Below are 16,941 nucleotides of genomic sequence, written 5' to 3'. Positions count from 1 at the left end.
ACGCCGAAGCAGCCCGGAAAACTGTCGGGCCACCCCGAAACGATCTCCAACGCCCTGCACCCAGCAGCGAAGGAGACCGGCGTGTCAGCAGTCAGCGACCTCGACCAACTCCTCGGCCAAATCATCGCCAAGCTCACCGAGGCGCTCGAAACCTTCACCGCGGCGCAGAACGCGCTGGACGAAAGCGAACAAGCCCTATCTGTCCTGCACGGCACGAACGCCCCCGAAGCGCTGGAAGTCCTGACCACAGCCCAAACGATCAGCGACCAACTGTTCGAGCAATGGGATCTCGTCAAAGGCGTTCGAACCATCGTCGAGACCTACCGCCACAACCTCGCGGTCGAGGAAGCCGCCAGCACCCCACCTAGCACCCCGCACCCATCAACGACGCCCAGGCTCGCGGCTGATCCCGCTACAAACTCCAGGTGGGCGAGAACCGCGCAATGGCGTCTGCCCAAGTGGACCATGGGCAACCCGACTAAGGGCTTGTTCCTCGATCCAGACGGCCATGAGGTTGAGATCACCAGCGGCCGAGACGAGCAGCGGGATGACGTAGCGGCTCGGGCCGAGTTGGTGCTCCTGAACTCAACCCGATTTCCGAAACATCCTCTGTCGTCGCATGCCAGCCCCGAGGTGGCAAAACACGTGGAAGTCAAGGCTGCGCAACGCATGCGGGAGCAAGGTATCCCCTATGGGGTGATTGCGATCAACAACGCCGTGTGCGAGGAGGAATATGGTTGCCGAACAGCCGTGCCCGCGATACTGCCACGGGGGTTCGCGCTGGCAGTTTGGGAACCGGGAGCAGAGCACCCGATCGTTTTCAGAGGAGAGGCATAGACATGGCTACGAAGACGCGGACGGTGGTCACTGCACTGTTCGGGAAGGACCGCCGTTTCGCCTCCGACATGATTGGCGTCCGTGAATTGATACGCGACGGTCTGGGACAGGAGCGAATTCGTGGTGTGTGCTTCTACGTTTGGGATCGTCCGCACGACATGTCCACCGACGATCGCCCCGGGCATCAACTTCGCGTGAATGTTGACGAATCGGCAGCCTGGGGCGCGATCAACTTCGTGGAGGAAGGCGAAGGAGGCGGGGTTTGGGACACCCACAATCCTGAACCACCTGCCAATGTGCCAACCGTGTGGTTCGACGCGACGACTCCGACCCCGTTCGAGCGATCCGCAGTCCTGCCGATCGATGCGATCCACGACGCAGTTGCGGAGTTCTGCCGCACCGGGCGGCGCCCCGAGTGCCTGCAGTGGCAGGGCGCTCGGTGGTTCTGAGGTCGCGGGTGAGCGCGGTCGCGTAATCATTAGCACGATGCGCGATCGGGCTTTCAGCTGCATAGCCGCCGTGGAAGCGATCTTGCCGAATGGATCCGCGATGGTTGCCTGGGAGCGGGAGAGACCAGGCCAGTCACTCTGAAGGAGCAGCAACGCCATGACCGCAGCAACGCAAACCGTGGTGACCGCGATCGTCGACAAGCGGTTCCACTACTCCCCGCCTGCTGCGATGGATGACTTGATCCGCGCTGTGGTGGACGAACCTCACCACTTGAACTCATCGCAGGTCTACGTGTGGGATCGACCTTGCCGATCTTGGCGCGCCGATGACGGGCCAGCGTTCCCCAAGTCCCGGCTGGTCGTGTACACGCTGCCAGAATTCGGATGGGGCGCGCTCAACCACGTGGACGCAGACAACGACGAAGTCGTTGATTCGTACAACCCCGACAATCCACCGCACATTCCTCAGCTTTGGTTCGACCCGGACGGACAGCTCCAGTACCCGGCCACAGCGGCTATCCCGCTTGATCACGTCCGCAACGCTGTCGCGGAGTTCTGCCTAACCGGAAAGCGGCCGACTTGTGTTCGCTGGCAGCCGGGACGGTGGTTTTGAGGCCGTGAGCGAGGACAGGTCTTTGGGGCGACCAGATTCACTCACGACCCTCGCCCCGGCTGCCAGCCGACGTGGTCTCGGTGTTCTCCCCAGATTCGGGCTTCCGGGAGTTTTCGCAGGAAGTCGGTGGGGCCGTCGAAGTCCGGCATGTGGAGGTAGGCCGCTCCTATTCCCTGGGGATCGTGGGCGTCCGAGCCCGCTGCCGCGGGGATGTCGTTCCGGGCCGCGAAGTTCGCCGCTGCCGCATTGTGCTCCGGGTCGCTGATCTTGGCGTTGCAGACTTCCACGACGTCGAGCGCGCCGTGTTCGTGGAGTTCTCGCAGGCCTTCGGCGCCGAGGCTGGTTCGGTTCGGGTCGAGGGGGTGGGGCGCGTAGATCACGCCCCGTTGATCGCGGATTCGGCGCACCACCTCGGGCAGCGGCAGGACGTACGGGATTCGCTCCGCCAGGAACAGGCCGATCACCTCGCCCGCTCGGGTGCGGATCTCCTCCCCGACCACGACCCGCGCGCCGATGTCGCGTTCCACGGCTTCCCACGCGCCGTCGAGGCTGTGGTGATCCGTCACGCACAACACGTCGATCCGCTCCGCCGCCACCCGCTTCGCAATCTGCTCCACTGTGGACACCGCGTCGCCCGAGTGCACCGTGTGGACGTGGCAGTCGACCCGGACCCGGCCCGGCGGGACGGGTCCGGGGTCGGGCAGCCGCCAGGTCACTCCGCGCCCGGGACCTTGCCGTTGGTCAGCGCGTTCTCCCGCGCCCCGGCCACCAGGCCCGGGATCACGTCGTCGAGTTCCGCCGGGTCCCAGCGCTCGCCCTTGTCGACGCCCGGCCCGGCGATCCATCCTTCCGCGACGCTGATCGAACCGCCGCGCACGTTGAACACCCGGCCGGTGATGCCCTTGGCCTTCTCGCCCGCCAGCCACACCACCAGCGGCGCGATGTTCTCCGCGTTCGAGACGTCGAACCGGCCTTCCGTCGCCCTGACCTGGCGCCCCAGGCCGTCGGTCATGCGGGTCAGCGCGGCCGGGGCGACGGCGTTGACCGCGATGCCGTAGCGCTCCATCTCGCGGGCCGCGATGACGGTCAGCCCGGCGATGCCCGCCTTCGCCGCGCCGTAGTTGCCCTGGCCCGGGTTGCCGTAGATGCCGGAGGACGAGGTCGTGTTGATCACCCGGGCGTCGACCTCCTCGCCTGCCTTGGCCTTGGCGCGCCAGTACGCCGCGGCGTGCCGCAGCGGGGCGAACGTGCCCTTCAGGTGCACGCGGATCACCGCGTCCCACTCCTGCTCGGTCATGTTGAACAGCATCCGGTCGCGGAGGATGCCCGCGTTGTTGACCAGCACGTTCAGGTCGCCGTAGTGCTCGACGGCCGACTCGACGAGCCGCTTGGCGCCCTCGAAGTCGGCGACGTCGTCACCGTTGGCGATGGCCTCGCCACCGGCCGCGCGGATCTCGTCGACGACCTCACCCGCCGGCCCGGTGGAGGAGCCGGTGCCGTCGACCTCCGCGCCGATGTCGTTCACCACGACCTTCGCGCCCTGCCTGGCGAACTCCAGGGCGTGGCCGCGTCCGATGCCGCGCGCCGCGCCGGTCACGATGACGATCCGCCCGTCGACGATGCCGCCCATGCAGTCCTCCCGGAAGCTGGTTTTAGAGCCACCTTCTAGAAACACTGACGAGTGATTCCTGCCACTGTCAATGCTTTTTGCACAGATGGACGCTTCCTCGGCGGACCCGGATGAGAATACCGTTCTAGTATTGCCCGTTCGAGGAGGAGGCCCGGCCGTGGACGATCAGCTGCGCTACGCGTGGCGCGTGTTGTCCGTGGTCAGCATCGCCAGCGTGCTGACCGGCCTGGGCACCAGCTCGCTCAACGTGGCGCTGCCCGAGGTTTCCCGGCACTTCCAGGCCAGTTCGACCGCCGCGAGCTGGATGCTGCTGTCGTTCATGCTCGCCACGACCACGCTGATGGTCTTCTTCGGCCGGCTGGCCGACCTGTTCGGCCGCCGCACGATGTACCTGACCGGCCTGGCCGTCTACACCGCCGCGAGCCTCGCGCTGGGCTTCGCGCCGACCGCCTGGACCTTGGTCGGCCTGCGCGTCGTGCAGGCCGCCGGCGGCACGATGCTGCTCGCCAACAGCGCCGCACTGCTGACCACCGCCTTCCCGCGCCAGCACCTCGGCCGCGGCATGGGCATCTACATCGCGTCGTTCTCCGTGGCGCAGCTGCTCGGTCCGACGCTGGGCGGCTTCCTCAGCCACCGGTTCGGCTGGGAGTGGGTGTTCTGGAGCAACGTCCCGATGGGCCTGGTGTGCCTGCTCTGGGGCGCGATGGTGCTGCGCCCCGACAAGGGCCGGACCGGCGAACGCGGCGTCGACGCGCCGGGCAACATCCTGATCCTGCTCTGCCTGGGCAGCTTCCTGCTCGGGCTCTCGCAGATCGGCGAGCGCGGCCTCATAGATCCGCTGGTGCTCGGCTCGTTCGCGCTGTTCGTCGTGCTCGCGCCGGTGTTCCTGGCCGTCGAGCGGCGCCGCCGCAATCCCGCCGTGGACATCGGCCTGTTCCGCGATCCCGGCTACTCGTTCGGGCTCGCCGCGGGCCTGCTCAACACCATCGCGCGGATGGCCGTGCTGCTGCTGATCGCGCTGTTCTACCAGGCGGTGCAGGGCGACGACCCGGTGGCGGCCGGGCTGAAGGTCCTGCTGCTGCCGTTGACCACCATGATCGCCTCGACCGGCTCGGGCCTGCTGCAGGGGCGGATGTCGACGCGCTCGATCGCGATCACCGGCGGGGTGCTGACCGCCGTCGGCCTGGTGGTACTGGCGGTCTCGGTCTCCCCCACCGTCCCCTATGGACCGATCGCCGTCGGGCTCGTGCTGCTCGGCACCGGGTCGGGGCTGTTCATGCCCGCCAACGCCACCGCGGTGATGAACGGCCTGCCCCGCAACCGGGTCGGCATCGGCAACGCGATGCGGCTGACCGCGCAGAACATCGGGGTGATGGTCAGCACCGCGCTGGCGCTGGCGCTGATCACCGGCCCGCTGCCGGTGGAGCTTCGGGCCGACGTGTTCGCCGGGACGATCTCCGGGGTGTCCGGGCAGGCCGTCGACCAGCTCGTGCTCGGCTACCGGATGGCACTGCTGACCATGACCGCGATCGCGGCGCTCGGAGTCGTCGCGTCGGCGGTCCGCGGCCGTGCCCCCGAGCGGCAGGCGCCGGCTCCGGAACCCGCGCGCACCGACGCGCCCGCACAACGGTCGCGGTGACCAGATCGTTCCGGCATGCGGCGCGATCGTGCCTCCCGCCCGGGCGCGCGCACGACCAGACTCCTCAAGCGTGAACAAAGCACTTCTCGTCGTCGACGTCCAAGAGTCCTTCCGCCAGCGCCCGTCGTGGCGGGCCATCTCCAATCCCGGCATCGTCGAGCAGGTCAACCGGCTGGTGGCGCTGGCCCGCGCCGAGGGCGACCTGGTCGTCTGGGTCCTGCACAGCGAACCGGGCACCGGCAACGTGTTCGACCCGGTCAACGGCCACGTCCGGCTGCAGGACGGGCTCGCCCCGGCGGACGGCGAACCGCAGCTGACCAAGACCTCGCACAACGCGTTCACCACCACGAACCTGCACCAGACCCTCACGCAGCGTGGAATCCGGGAGCTGTCGGTGTCCGGGATCCGCACGGAGCAGTGCTGCGAGACGACTACGCGGGTCGCCTCGGACCTCGGCTACGACGTCACGTTCGTCACCGACGCGACGGCGACGAACCCGATCGCGCACCGGGACGCCCCGGCGGACCAGACGATCGAGGAGCTCCTGGCGGACCCGCGGACCCTGCACTCCGAGGACATCATCGCCCGCACCGAGTACGCCCTGTCGGGCCGCTTCGCGACCATCCGCACCGTCGCGGAACTCACCGGCACCCAGGGATGACGGCGAACCCGCCTGCGGAGGCGTTCGAGAACGCCCGATTTTAGGCAAAATCGGAAACCCGGCCCGGGGACGGTGTCCAATTTTAGGCAAAATCGGGAGCCGGACCCGGCCGGGTTGGGTGTCCAATTTTAGGCAAAATCGGGATGTGCGCCCTCGTGGCGGTTCGGTGGCTCGGGTGGTGGCGCGGGTTGGGTAGGATGACCGGATCGTGAGCCGCGTCGTGTTCTTGCTGCTGCCGGGACTGCACCTGCTGGACCTGGCCGGGCCCGCGCAGGTGTTCTCCACCGCCGCGGGCCTCGGGCACCGCTACCAGCTGTCGTACGTCGCGCAGGGCGGCGAGGTGGTGAGCGCGCAGGGCTTGCCGCTGCACGCCGACACCAGCTGGCCCGCGCTGACCGAGGACGACCTCGTCCTCGTACCCGGTTCGCACGTGGCCGATCCGCCGCGTTGGCCGAAGCTGCACGCCGCGTCCGCCGAGCGGCTGCGCGCGCATCACGCCGCCGGCGGAACGGTGGCCAGCGTGTGCTCGGGCGCGGACGCCTTGGGGCAGGCCGGGCTCCTGCGGGGGCGTCGCTGCACGACGCACCACGACCTGCAGGACGAGCTCGCCCGCCGGCATCCGGCAGCGAGCGTGGTGCGCGACGTGCTGTTCGTCGAGGACGACCGGATCATCACCTCCGCCGGGATCGCCAGCGGCATCGACCTGGCGCTGCACCTGGTCGCGACCAGGCACGGCCCCGGCGCGGCGGCACGGGTCGCGCGCGGCATGGTCGTCTACGCCCGCCGCAACGGCGACGACCAGCAGGCCAGCGCGATGCTGCGGCACCGCTCGCACCTCAACGACGCGGTGCACCGCGTCCAGGACCTCATCGACGCCCGCTTCACCGAGCCGCTCCCGCTCGCCGCGCTCGCCGCCGCCGCGGGCTGCAGCGAGCGCACCCTCACCCGCTCCTTCGCGCGCGCAACGGGGCTGACGCCCCTGCGCTACCAGCAGGTGCTCCGCGCGGAGCGCGCCGAGCACCTGCTCAGCCAGGGTGCGACGGTGGAGGCCGCGGCGCACGCGGTCGGCTTCGCCGACGCGCGCATGCTCCGCCGCCTGCGTTCCCGCACCTAGGCCGATGTCCTCCACCGCGTCGGAGCGCCGTTCAGGTCGACCCGCGGACCCGACGCGGTCGGCTGAGCGAGGCGAACGGGTCGTTCACCTCACCCGGCGGGCGCCGCCTCGGGCGGCATCGAGGCGGGGATCCGGCCGATCGCCGCGATGGACTCCACCACGAAGTAGATGCCGCGGAAGAACAGCAGGACGTCGCCGTGCACCAGCCTCATCCGGCGGTACATCAGCAGCCGTCCGGCGTCTTCGCCGGTGATGATGTCCCGCCAGGCGGCGGCGTCGGCGGTCAGCACGTAGTCCGCGTCCGGCTCCTCGCGGATCGACGCCTCGACGCAGTCTCCGTCGGCCCACCGCAACCGCAGGTACTGCCCCGTTTCCACGAGGCCGAGCGCCCAGGACGACGAGTACGACCCGCGCGCCCGGTCGATCCACTCCCAGTAGCTCGCCAGCTTCGTCGCCCGGATCGCCTCGTCGGGCCCGCGATCGACCACCTCGCGCGCCGCCTCCGCCCACTGTGGACTGAACAGCCGCATGCTCATCCTCCCGCCAGTTCGGGCTCGATCCCCTCGATCATCCGCTCGATGTCCGGCGCCAGGCCGATGCCGACGTCGGAGAGCTTCATGTTCAGCTGGCGGATCATCAGCCGCCGCACGTCCTCCGGCGACCAGCCCAGCGACTCCAGCGCCACCCGGCGGCTCGTCGCGCCGTTGATCGCCAGGATGGTGCGCAGCGTTTCGTGGATCTCCAGCAGCAGGCGGGGATCCTCGCGCACCGAGTCGCGCAGGAACCGCATGCCGGCCTGCACGTGGCGGGCCTCGTCGCGGCAGGTGGCGGTGAACCCCGCGTAGTAGCCGGGCAGGAAACCCCTGTTGCGGCAGTAGGTCAGGGTGATCTTCATGACCGACAGCGCCAGCACGCCCTCGATCCACAGGAAGTAGTTGGTGCCGTAGCGCACCCGCAGCGCCGGGTTCTCCGGGTCCGCGCGCAGCTCGTCGGCCTGGTAGGCGAGCAGCCCGAACGGTCCGACGAACGTTTCGGCCACGTGGTGGAAGGACGCGTCCAGCACGTCCTGGATCGACTCACCGGGCAGCCCGACCACCTCGCGGTAGAAGCGGTCGAAGAACACCGTGTGGCGGGCCTCGTCCTCGATCTGGCTGGACATGTAGATCTTCGATTCCTCGCTGCCGCCCAGCATGAACACCGGCAGCTCCACCTCGACCTGCCGCTCGCCGTGGTGGAATCCCGACGAGATCGCGACGAACGCCTCCCGCTCGACCTCGGTCATCCGCTCGGTCCAGTCCACCGCGTCGCGGGTGAAGTCCAGCTCGTAGACGTCCCAGCGCTGCCGCAGGTAGCGGCGGTAGAGGTCCAGGTAGCCGGGTAGTCGTTTCAGGTCGCGGTGCAGGTAGGCCAGCACGTCGTCGATGTCGACGCGGCCGAGGCCGGCCAGGTCGACCCGGTCCACCGCGTCCTGGGAAAGGTCGGTCATCTGCTCACCTCTCGGCTTTCTCGACGCCGGGCGCGACGTCCGCGCGGGCCGGCGAACGCCGCCACGGCCCGCGGAACAGCAGCATCACCGGCAGGAACAGCACCATGCAGACCAGCGCGATCGACAACCACGCCGACCAGCTGGTGGCGGCCACGACGCGCGGCATCAGGAACAGCACCAGCACCGCCATCACCCTGGTCAGGAACGAGAACACGCCCCACGCGCTGCCCTGCAGCCGCGGATCGATGTCCTCGGTGTTCTCCGAGTAGTTCGCCATCCACGGCGCGTACGCGGCGCCCATGCCCGCGCCCAGCAGCGCCCCGGTGATCAGCAGCTGCACGATCGAGATCGTCTCGCCGCCCATCAGCACCACCAGGTAGCCGGTCATCACCACCGCGACGACGGTGCCCACCGCGGTGATCGGCTTGCGCAGCTGCAGCCGGTCGGAGAGCCGGCCGACGGCGATCAGCGTGCCGAGGTTTAGCACCCAGAACCCGCTCATCACGGCCGATGCCGAGGCCGCGCTGAGCCCGAAGCTCTGCGCCAGCATCGTCTGCCCGAACAGCGACAGCGTCAGGTAGAGCACCAGCCACACCGAGATGCCGACGACGTGCGCCCACATCGTGGTGTGGCCGAACAGGTCCCGCATCCGCACCGGCCGGTCGGTGTCGGCCGCGGCCAGCGCCCGCTTCTCGGTCTGCTGGATCTGCGCCCGCAGCCGCGGCGACAGGTCGGCGATGTTGAACGCGATCACCAGCGAGATGACCAGCGAGATCGCGCCCATGATGACGAACTGCGAGCGCCACGAGTTGTCGAACAGCGGCAGCGTGAAACCGGCGATCACGGCGGCCAGGAAGTTCGCGCCCACCGGCCCCCAGGTCCAGAAGCCGAAGGCCTGCGCCCGGCCCATCCGCGGCGAGAAGTCCCGCACCAGCGGCGCGGTCGCGGCCATCACCACGCCGTCGAGCATGGACAGGAAGGCGCGGGCGACGAGCAGTTCGCCGGGCGTGCTGACGAGCGTCATCGCGAAGCACATCAGCGCGGTCAGCAGCATCAGCGGGACCAGCACCCGCACCCGGCCGAACTGGTCGGTCAGCCGTCCGCCGACCATCGCCGCGATCGCCCCGGCGATCAGCGCCAGGGCCGACACCGAGCCGTAGGTGATCAGGCTCATGTGCAGGTCTTCCAGCAGCAACGGCACTACGGGGGCGATCTGCCCCTCGTAGGAGCCGATGAGGCTGGCCAGCACCGCCATGGACAGGATGCGCATCCGTCGGGATCCGGTCGGATACTCCGAGAGTTCACGAACGTACGAGAGCCCCATTGCTCCGCCCTTCCGCGACCGGCTGTCGGCCTACCCCCACATCCGGCTCGGCCCGAGCCGCAACCTAGAACTTCGCTCTAAAATTCGTCGACCGATCAACAGGGTCGGAGCGATCTTCCCCCAGTGTCAAGGGTTTCGGGCACATTCCCCCCGAACGTCGAGGAGGAACGCGGCGAACGACCGGCCGTCAGCCGCCGTCGCGGATGGTGGCGATCAGGTGGTCGACGAAGAGCCGGACCGGGGCCGGGAGCCGGCGCTGGGCCATCGTCTGGATCTGGAGGTTGCGCTCCAGCAGCTCCGGGTTCGTCAGCGGGATCGACACCAGGCCCTCCGCGTCGAGGCGGCGGCGCACGCTCAGCCGCCCGGTGAGGGTCACGCTGCCGGAGAGCCGCGCGAAGCTGTGCAGGGCGATCGTGTGGTTGCTGACGAAGACCGGGTCGAACTCCAGGCCCTCCATGCTGCAGCAGATGTCGAACAGCTGCCGCAGCGTGGTGCCCTCCTCCATCAGCGCCAGCGGGTACGGCAGCAGGTCGGCCAGGGCGGCTTCCGCGCGCTCGGCCAGCGGGTGATCGGCGCGGACGAGGGCCCGGATGTCGTGGCGCTCGGAGTGCTCGACGCGCACGCCCTTCTCCGGCGCCGTGCTGAAGGTGACCGCGACGTCCGCGGTGCCCTCGCCGACCTCCCGGGTCGCCGCGGCCGGGGTGGTGACGTGCAGCCGGAACCGGACGCCTGGGTGCTCCGCGCGGAAGGAGGCCATCGCCTCCGGCAGGAAGTCCTGGGCGAAACCCTCCGAGCTGACGACCTTCACCGTGCTCCGGTGCGACTGGTGCAGCTCGCGCATCTCGGCGAGGACCTGCTCCTCCTCGCGCATCCGCCGCCGCGCGTAGGCGGCCAGCATCTCGCCGGCCTCGGTCAGCACCATGCCGCGCGGCTGCCGCTCGAACAGCGGCATGCCCGCCTCGTTCTCCAACTTCGCCACCTGGCGGCTGATCGCCGAGGTCGCCACGTGCAGCCGCTCGGATGCCTCCCGGATCGATCCGGTCCGAGCCACCTCCAGGAAGTACCGGAGCTGGTTCATCGGGCGAAAGCCGGGCGGCCGCAGGACATGGCCGGGACGCTACCGCATCCGCCGCGCGGGCCGGCGCCGGTCGGGACGCGGTGGACTGTTGACATGCGGCCGGTTCGGCACGACGCTGAGCACCGTCGACCGACTAGTCGGTATGTTCCGGACGAGTGGCGGGAGCCGAGATGGACGTGGTCAGCTACCTGGCGGATCTCCGCGCTCGACAGCAGCGCAGCTGGCCGCGGGACATCCCCCGCGACGTGACCTACCCGCTCGGCGAGGTGCCGGTGACCGACCACCTGCGGCACTGGGCCCGGCACGAGCCGCAGCGCCCCGCGATCGTCTTCTACGGCCGCGAGATCACCTACGCCGAGCTGGACGAGGCGTCCGACCGGTTCGCGGGCTGGCTGGACGGCGCGGGCGTGCGCGCCGGCGACCGGGTCGGCGTGCTGCTGCCGAACTGCCCGCAGTTCGTGATCGCGATGATGGGCATCCTCAAGCTCGGCGCGGTGCACGTGCCCGTGAACCCGATGTTCCAGCAGCACGAACTCCGCTACGAGCTCACCGACGCCGGCGTCGAGGTGCTCGTCGTGAGCACCGAGCTCGTGCCGCTGGTCGAGCAGGTCCGGGCGGAGACGCCGCTGCGCGAGGTGCTGGCGACCTCGCCCGCCGACCTGCTGCCCGCCGAGCCCGTGCTGCCGCTCCCGGACACGCTGCGCACCGACACGACGGGCAGTCAGTGGTCGCGGGTCGGCGCCAGCCCGCGCGCCGAGCGCCGCGAGGTGGACCTGGATGCGCTGGCCGCGCTGAACTACACGGGCGGCACGACCGGCCTGCCGAAGGGCTGCGAGCACACGCAGCGGCACATGCTCTACACCGCGGTGACCGCCGGTGCCGCGCGCCCGCCGCGACGGAGCACCGAACCCGACGTCTACCTCTGCTACGTGCCGATCTTCTGGATCGCCGGAGAGGACATGGGAATCCTGGTGCCGCTCGTGCACGGCGGCACGGTCGTGCTGCTCGCCCGGTGGGACGCCACCGCCGTGCTCGACGCCGTCGAGCGCTACCGCGTGACCGACATGATCGGCACCGTGGACAACTACGTCGAGCTGATGGAGCACCCCGGCTTCGCCGCCCACGATCTGTCCAGTTTGGACAACGCGCGGTCGATGTCGTTCGTGCGCAAGCTGACGCCCGACCTGCGGCGGCGCTGGGCGGCGGCCGTCGGCGAGCACAGCGTCCTGCGCGAGGCGTCCTACGGCATGACCGAGACGCACACCGCCGACACCATCACCTACGGCTTCTCCGACGACGACCGGGACCTGCGCTCGGAGCCGGTGTTCTGCGGGCTTCCGGTGCCCGGCACCGAATTCATGGTCGTCGACCCCGAATCCGGCGAGCCGGTGCCGATCGGCGAGCGCGGCGCGATCGCGATCCGGACGCCCTCCCTGCTCACCGGCTACTGGAACCGCCCGGAGGCCAGCGCCGAGGCGCTGCGCGACGGCTGGCTGCGCACCGGCGACGTCGGGATGGTGGACGAGGACGGCTGCCTGCACTTCCTCGGCCGCAACAAGGAGATGATCAAGATCAGCGGCATGAGCGTCTTCCCGTCGGAGGTCGAGGCGCTGCTGGCCCGCCACCCGGAGGTGCTGGGCGTGGCGGTGGTGCCGATGCCGCACCGCGCCAAGGGCCAGCTGCCGCTGGCCTACGTGCAACCGGCCCCGGGAACCTCGCTGACCGCGGAGGCGCTGACCGGGTGGGCGCGGGAGAACATGGCCTCGTACAAGGTGCCGCGCTTCGTGCTGGTGCCGGAGCTGCCGATGACCGCGACCGGGAAGATCAAGAAGGGCGACCTGCTGGAGCGGGCGCAGCGCCTCGCGGAGAGCTCCTGACCGTCAGCTGTCCAGCCCCTCGATCTGCGGCGGGGTCCAGCCGCTGACCCGCATGAACGTCTTGATCGCCGCGCTGCTCGGGGCGAGCCGCGCGGCGGTGTCGCGCAGCGCGACCGCGACCGGATTGGCCAGGAACGGGCCGAAACGCCCGGCCCAGTACGAGGCCCGCGCGATCTGCTGGGTGCGGGGGCGGCGCTCGGCGTCGTAGTGCGTCAGGGCCTCGGCCACGTCGTCGAACCTCGCGCAGGCGGCGACCAGCACGACGGCGTCTTCGAGCGCCTGGCAACCGCCTTGGCCGAGGTGTGGGGTCATGGCGTGCGCGGCGTCGCCGAGCAGCGCCACGTTCCCGGTCGCGTACGACTTCAGCCGGCCGCCCAGGTGCCGGATGTCGTTGCGCAGCACCGCTTCCGCCGGGGTGCCGTCGATCAGCTCCGGGATCGGCGAGTGCCAGGACGCGAACTGCTCGCGGAGATACGCGCGCTCGTCGGGGTTGCGGGCGCCTTCGGGTGCGGGCATCGCGACGTACCAGTACGTCCGGCCGTCCACCAACGGCACGATGCCGAACTCCCGGCCCCGCCCCCAGCTCACGCCGATCTCGGTCAGATCCCGGCGCTCGCAGATGGCGCGCCACGCGGCGAAGCCGGTGTAGCGGGGGCGCGGCGCGTCCGGCCAGTACCGCGCACGTACCTGGCTGTTGATGCCGTCGGCGCCGACGACGAGATCGGCGGGCGGCAGGTCCAGTCCCGGCACCGCGCCGTCCCGGCCGACGGCGGTCACGTGGACGCCGGTGTGCAGGCAAACCGCCGGGAGCTCGTCCAGCAGCATCCGGTGCAGCTGGGCCCGGTGCACTCCGAGCATCGGCCTGCCGAGCTCCCGCTCGATCTCCGCGCCGTCGAGCCGGCTGAGCCACCGGCCGTCGCTGGAGCGCATACCGGCGGACTCCTGCGGCTTCCCCAGCTCCCGGACCCGCTCGCCGAACCCGAGCGCCTCCAACGCGCGCAATGCGTTGGGCCACAGCGTGATCCCCGCACCGATCGCGTCGATCTCGGCGGCCTGCTCGACCACCGCCACCCGCCAGCCGATCCGGTGCAGGCCGACCGCCGCGGCCAGCCCGCCGATCCCCGCACCGATCACAGTCGCGCTTCGCACCACCTCACGCTACGCCACGCACCCACGCTCCCGTTGCCGATCCGGCAACGCTGCCTTGTCTTTTTGCTGCTGGTCATGCGGCGTTCCGCGTGGTTGAGTTTGCGAAATCCAGGTAGCGCATCCGGCACGGAAAACCCTTGGTGCGCAAGCGAATTCGGGGAGGACATCGCGGTGAGCCGGGAAGTGACGGTCGAGCGGGCGACGCAGTACTACGACTCCGGCGCGTTCCGCACGGACCTCGCGCGCCGGGTCGCCTTCCGCACCGAGAGCCAGGACCCGCAGCGCGCCGACGTGCTGCGGCAGTACCTCGCCGACGAGATCACGCCCGCCGTCGAGAGGCTCGGCTGCACCGCGCGCATCGTCGACAACCCGGTGCCCGGCGGCGGGCCGTTCCTGATCGCCCACCGGCACGAGGACGACGTCCTGCCCACGCTGCTCACCTACGGTCACGGCGACGTCGTGCTGGGGCACGACGCGCAGTGGCGCGACGGGCTGGACCCGTGGCGGATCACGGTCGAGGGCGACCGCTGGTACGGCCGCGGCACCGCCGACAACAAGGGCCAGCACACCATCAACCTCGCCGCGCTGGAGCAGGTGCTCGAAACCCGCGGCGGCAGCCTCGGCTTCAACCTCAAGATCCTGCTCGACATGGGCGAGGAGACCGGATCGCCGGGGTTGAGCGAGGTCTGCGCGGACCTCGCCGACGATCTCGCCGCCGACCTGCTCATCGCCTCGGACGGCTGCCGACTCTCGGCGCAGCAGCCGACGCTGTTCCTCGGTTCGCGCGGCGCCGTCAACTTCTCGCTGCGCGTGAACCTGCGCGACAGCGCCTACCACTCCGGCAACTGGGGTGGCCTGCTGAGCAACCCCGCCAGCATCCTGGCCAACGCGCTGGCCAGCATGATCGACCCCCGGGGGGCCGTGCGGGTGGAGGGCCTGCGGCCCGCGCCGATCCCGGAATCGGTGCGGGCCGCACTGGCCGACATCACCGTCGACGGCGGCCCGGGCTCCCCCGAGATCGACGCCGATTGGGGCGAGCCGGGGCTGACGCCGAGCGAACGCGTCTTCGGCTGGAACACCCTGGAGGTGCTGGCGTTCACCGCGGGCACCCCGCAGGCGCCGGTGAACGCCATCCCCGGCAGCGCCGAGGCGCACTGCCAGCTCCGGTTCGTCGTCGGCACCGACTGGCAGGACGTCGAGCGGATCGTGCGCGCGCACCTCGACGACCACGGCTTCTCGATGATCGACGTCGAGGTCACCAGCAGCGTCGCCGCCACCCGGCTGGACCCGGCGGACGAATGGGTCCGCTGGGCGCTGGAGTCGCTGCGGCGCACCACCGACGCCAAACCGGCGCTGTTGCCGAACCTGGGCGGCACCCTGCCCAACGACGCCTTCGCCGACGTGCTCGGGCTCCCCACGATCTGGGTCCCGCACTCCTATCCCGCCTGCGCCCAGCACGCCCCGAACGAGCACCTGCTGGGCACCGTCGCACGCGAAGCGCTGGCGATCATGGCCGGCCTGTTCTGGGATCTCGGCGAGCGCTGATCTTCCCGAGGCATGCGGCGATTTCGCGCGAAATCGCCCACCGCCCCGCACGGATACCACCGATTTCGCGCGAAATCGCGCTCCTACTTGAAGACCTGGAGGCCGTGATGGCCACTTCCACCGCCTCGGCGAAATCGCACAAACCGTTCCGGGTGATCGCGGCCGCCTCGATCGGCAACGCGCTCGAGTGGTACGACATCGCGGTCTACGCGATCTTCGCGACGGTCCTGTCGAAGGTGTTCTTCCCGGCGCAGGACGAGACGGTGTCGCTGCTGCTGACGCTGGGCACCTTCGGCGTCTCGTTCCTGATCCGCCCGATCGGCGCGGTGGTGCTCGGCGCCTACGCCGACCGCGCCGGGCGCAAGGCATCGCTGACGCTGTCGATCCGGCTGATGGTGCTGGGCACCGCGATCATCTGCCTGATGCCCTCGTACGAGACGGTCGGCCTGGTCGCGCCGATCGGCATCCTGCTGGCGCGGCTGATCCAGGGCTTCTCGGCGGGCGGCGAGTTCGGCAGCGCCACCGCCTTCATGGTCGAGCACGTGCCGGGCCGGCGCGGCTTCGTGGCCAGCTGGCAGTTCGCCAGCCAGGGCCTGAGCACGCTGGTGTCGGCCGGGATGGGCGTGCTGCTGACGGCCACGCTGAGCCCGGAGCAGCTGGAGTCGTGGGGCTGGCGGATCCCGTTCGCGGTCGGCCTGCTGGTCGGCCCGGTGGGCTACTACATCCGGCGGTTCGTCGACGAGGCACCGGAATTCACCGCGGCGCAGACCGCCGAACCGCACTCGCCGGTGCGCACGGTGCTGCGCACCCAGAAGGTCCGGATCCTGCTGGTCGTCGGCGCGCTGCTGGTCTCCACGGTGCTCAACTACACGATCACCTACATGCCGACCTACGCGATCAAACAGCTCGGCCTGCCCGCGTCGACCAGCTTCACGGCCACCCTGGTCACCGGCGTCGTGCTGACCGTGGTGACGCCGCTGGCCGGGCACCTGTCGGACAAGATCGGCCGGGTGAAGCTGATGGGCGTGTTCGCCGCGCTGATCCTGCTGCTGATCTACCCGATCTTCGCGACGCTGGTGGCGTTCCCCGGATTCGGCGTGATGGTCGGCATGATGCTGCTGATCGGGCTGCTGAAGGCCTGCTACTTCGGGGCGCTGCCGGCGCTGATGTCCGAGCTGTTCCCCACCGAGACCCGGGCGACCGGCATGTCCATCGGCTACAACATCGGGGTGAGCGTGTTCGGCGGGTTCACGCCGTTCATCAGCACATGGCTGATCGGCCTCACCGGCACCAGCCTGGCCCCGAGCTTCTACCTGATGTTCGCGGCGGCAGCCAGCCTCCTCAGCCTGCTGGTAATCCGCCGCCGCCTCGGCCTCCGCTGAGCTCGTGAGTGGTTATGGCCGTTCTGGCGACCTGTCCTCGCTCAGGACCTCGTGAACAGTTTGTGTCTCAGGACCTCGTGAACACTGGCTGGCCTGCTTTCTGTGATCATCAGTGGTGGGCGGAACAGGGTTTTCGATGGATCCAGACCTGGTCGCG

The 16,941-nt window shown here is 69.8% G+C and carries 16 protein-coding genes; 9 read left to right on the top strand and 7 right to left on the bottom strand.

The window, feature by feature from the left end; genetic code table 11:
• The first annotated feature begins 81 nt into the window (after window positions 1–81).
• From E1288_RS36465 to E1288_RS36455, 3 genes are all read left to right on the top strand, one after another.
• Window positions 82–837 (top strand): DddA-like double-stranded DNA deaminase toxin, encoded by a 756-nt coding sequence (locus E1288_RS36465; protein WP_132493243.1) that lies wholly within the window; start codon window positions 82–84, stop codon window positions 835–837.
• Between the two features lie 2 nt (window positions 838–839).
• Window positions 840–1,286 (top strand): Imm1 family immunity protein, encoded by a 447-nt coding sequence (locus E1288_RS36460; RefSeq protein ID WP_132493242.1) that lies wholly within the window; start codon window positions 840–842, stop codon window positions 1,284–1,286.
• A 157-nt stretch (window positions 1,287–1,443) separates the two neighbouring features.
• Complete coding sequence (locus E1288_RS36455; RefSeq protein WP_132493241.1) at window positions 1,444–1,899, top strand: Imm1 family immunity protein; 456 nt, start codon at window positions 1,444–1,446, stop codon at window positions 1,897–1,899.
• Window positions 1,900–1,940: 41 nt separating this feature from the next.
• On the opposite strand, the gene E1288_RS36450 is transcribed toward E1288_RS36455, so the two are convergent.
• Both E1288_RS36450 and E1288_RS36445 read right to left on the bottom strand, forming a co-directional pair.
• The gene (locus tag E1288_RS36450; RefSeq protein WP_165968446.1) at window positions 1,941–2,615 is read right to left on the bottom strand and encodes a PHP-associated domain-containing protein; all 675 of its coding nucleotides are present in this window, start codon (window positions 2,613–2,615) and stop codon (window positions 1,941–1,943) included.
• Window positions 2,612–3,529 (bottom strand): SDR family oxidoreductase, encoded by a 918-nt coding sequence (locus tag E1288_RS36445; protein ID WP_132493239.1) that lies wholly within the window; start codon window positions 3,527–3,529, stop codon window positions 2,612–2,614. Before E1288_RS36445 ends, E1288_RS36450 begins: the two co-directional genes overlap by 4 nt.
• 157 nt (window positions 3,530–3,686) lie before the next feature.
• Here E1288_RS36445 and E1288_RS36440 point away from each other — a divergent pair, with 157 nt between their 5' ends.
• From E1288_RS36440 to E1288_RS36430, 3 genes are all read left to right on the top strand, one after another.
• Window positions 3,687–5,168 (top strand): MFS transporter, encoded by a 1,482-nt coding sequence (locus E1288_RS36440; RefSeq protein ID WP_207954753.1) that lies wholly within the window; start codon window positions 3,687–3,689, stop codon window positions 5,166–5,168.
• Between the two features lie 70 nt (window positions 5,169–5,238).
• Window positions 5,239–5,829 carry a cysteine hydrolase family protein gene (locus E1288_RS36435; RefSeq protein ID WP_132493237.1) on the top strand — a complete coding sequence of 197 codons (591 nt, stop codon included), beginning with the start codon at window positions 5,239–5,241 and terminating at the stop codon, window positions 5,827–5,829.
• 208 nt (window positions 5,830–6,037) lie between these two features.
• Entirely contained in the window at window positions 6,038–6,943 is a 906-nt protein-coding gene (locus E1288_RS36430) for a GlxA family transcriptional regulator (protein ID WP_132493236.1), read from the top strand.
• 89 nt (window positions 6,944–7,032) lie between these two features.
• Here the strand turns inward: E1288_RS36430 and E1288_RS36425 are convergent, their stop codons facing one another.
• The 4 genes from E1288_RS36425 to E1288_RS36410 form a co-directional block, all read right to left on the bottom strand.
• Window positions 7,033–7,473, bottom strand: a complete 441-nt coding sequence (locus E1288_RS36425) for a hypothetical protein (RefSeq protein WP_132493235.1) — start codon at window positions 7,471–7,473, stop codon at window positions 7,033–7,035.
• A gap of 2 nt (window positions 7,474–7,475) precedes the next feature.
• Window positions 7,476–8,429 (bottom strand): ribonucleotide-diphosphate reductase subunit beta, encoded by a 954-nt coding sequence (locus E1288_RS36420; protein WP_207954752.1) that lies wholly within the window; start codon window positions 8,427–8,429, stop codon window positions 7,476–7,478.
• 4 nt (window positions 8,430–8,433) lie between these two features.
• Window positions 8,434–9,699 carry an MFS transporter gene (locus E1288_RS36415; RefSeq protein WP_165968445.1) on the bottom strand — a complete coding sequence of 422 codons (1,266 nt, stop codon included), beginning with the start codon at window positions 9,697–9,699 and terminating at the stop codon, window positions 8,434–8,436.
• Window positions 9,700–9,940: 241 nt separating this feature from the next.
• Window positions 9,941–10,831 (bottom strand): LysR family transcriptional regulator, encoded by an 891-nt coding sequence (locus tag E1288_RS36410; protein ID WP_132493233.1) that lies wholly within the window; start codon window positions 10,829–10,831, stop codon window positions 9,941–9,943.
• A gap of 155 nt (window positions 10,832–10,986) precedes the next feature.
• Between E1288_RS36410 and E1288_RS36405 the strand changes: the two genes are divergently transcribed.
• Window positions 10,987–12,708 (top strand): AMP-binding protein, encoded by a 1,722-nt coding sequence (locus E1288_RS36405; protein ID WP_235884064.1) that lies wholly within the window; start codon window positions 10,987–10,989, stop codon window positions 12,706–12,708.
• Between the two features lie 3 nt (window positions 12,709–12,711).
• Here the strand turns inward: E1288_RS36405 and E1288_RS36400 are convergent, their stop codons facing one another.
• Window positions 12,712–13,857: an FAD-dependent monooxygenase gene (locus E1288_RS36400; RefSeq protein WP_235884063.1), complete on the bottom strand. Its 1,146-nt coding sequence runs from the start codon at window positions 13,855–13,857 to the stop codon at window positions 12,712–12,714.
• A gap of 171 nt (window positions 13,858–14,028) precedes the next feature.
• Here E1288_RS36400 and E1288_RS36395 point away from each other — a divergent pair, with 171 nt between their 5' ends.
• A complete protein-coding gene (locus E1288_RS36395; RefSeq protein ID WP_132493231.1) occupies window positions 14,029–15,402 on the top strand; it encodes a M20 family metallopeptidase in 1,374 nt (457 codons plus the stop codon).
• Window positions 15,403–15,509: 107 nt separating this feature from the next.
• Complete coding sequence (locus tag E1288_RS36390; protein ID WP_132493230.1) at window positions 15,510–16,784, top strand: MFS transporter; 1,275 nt, start codon at window positions 15,510–15,512, stop codon at window positions 16,782–16,784.
• Window positions 16,785–16,941: the final 157 nt, after the last annotated feature.

The sequence above is a fragment of the Saccharopolyspora elongata genome, from assembly GCF_004348985.1.
Lineage (GTDB): Bacteria > Actinomycetota > Actinomycetes > Mycobacteriales > Pseudonocardiaceae > Saccharopolyspora > Saccharopolyspora elongata.
This window is presented reverse-complemented; position numbering and strand designations above follow the sequence as displayed.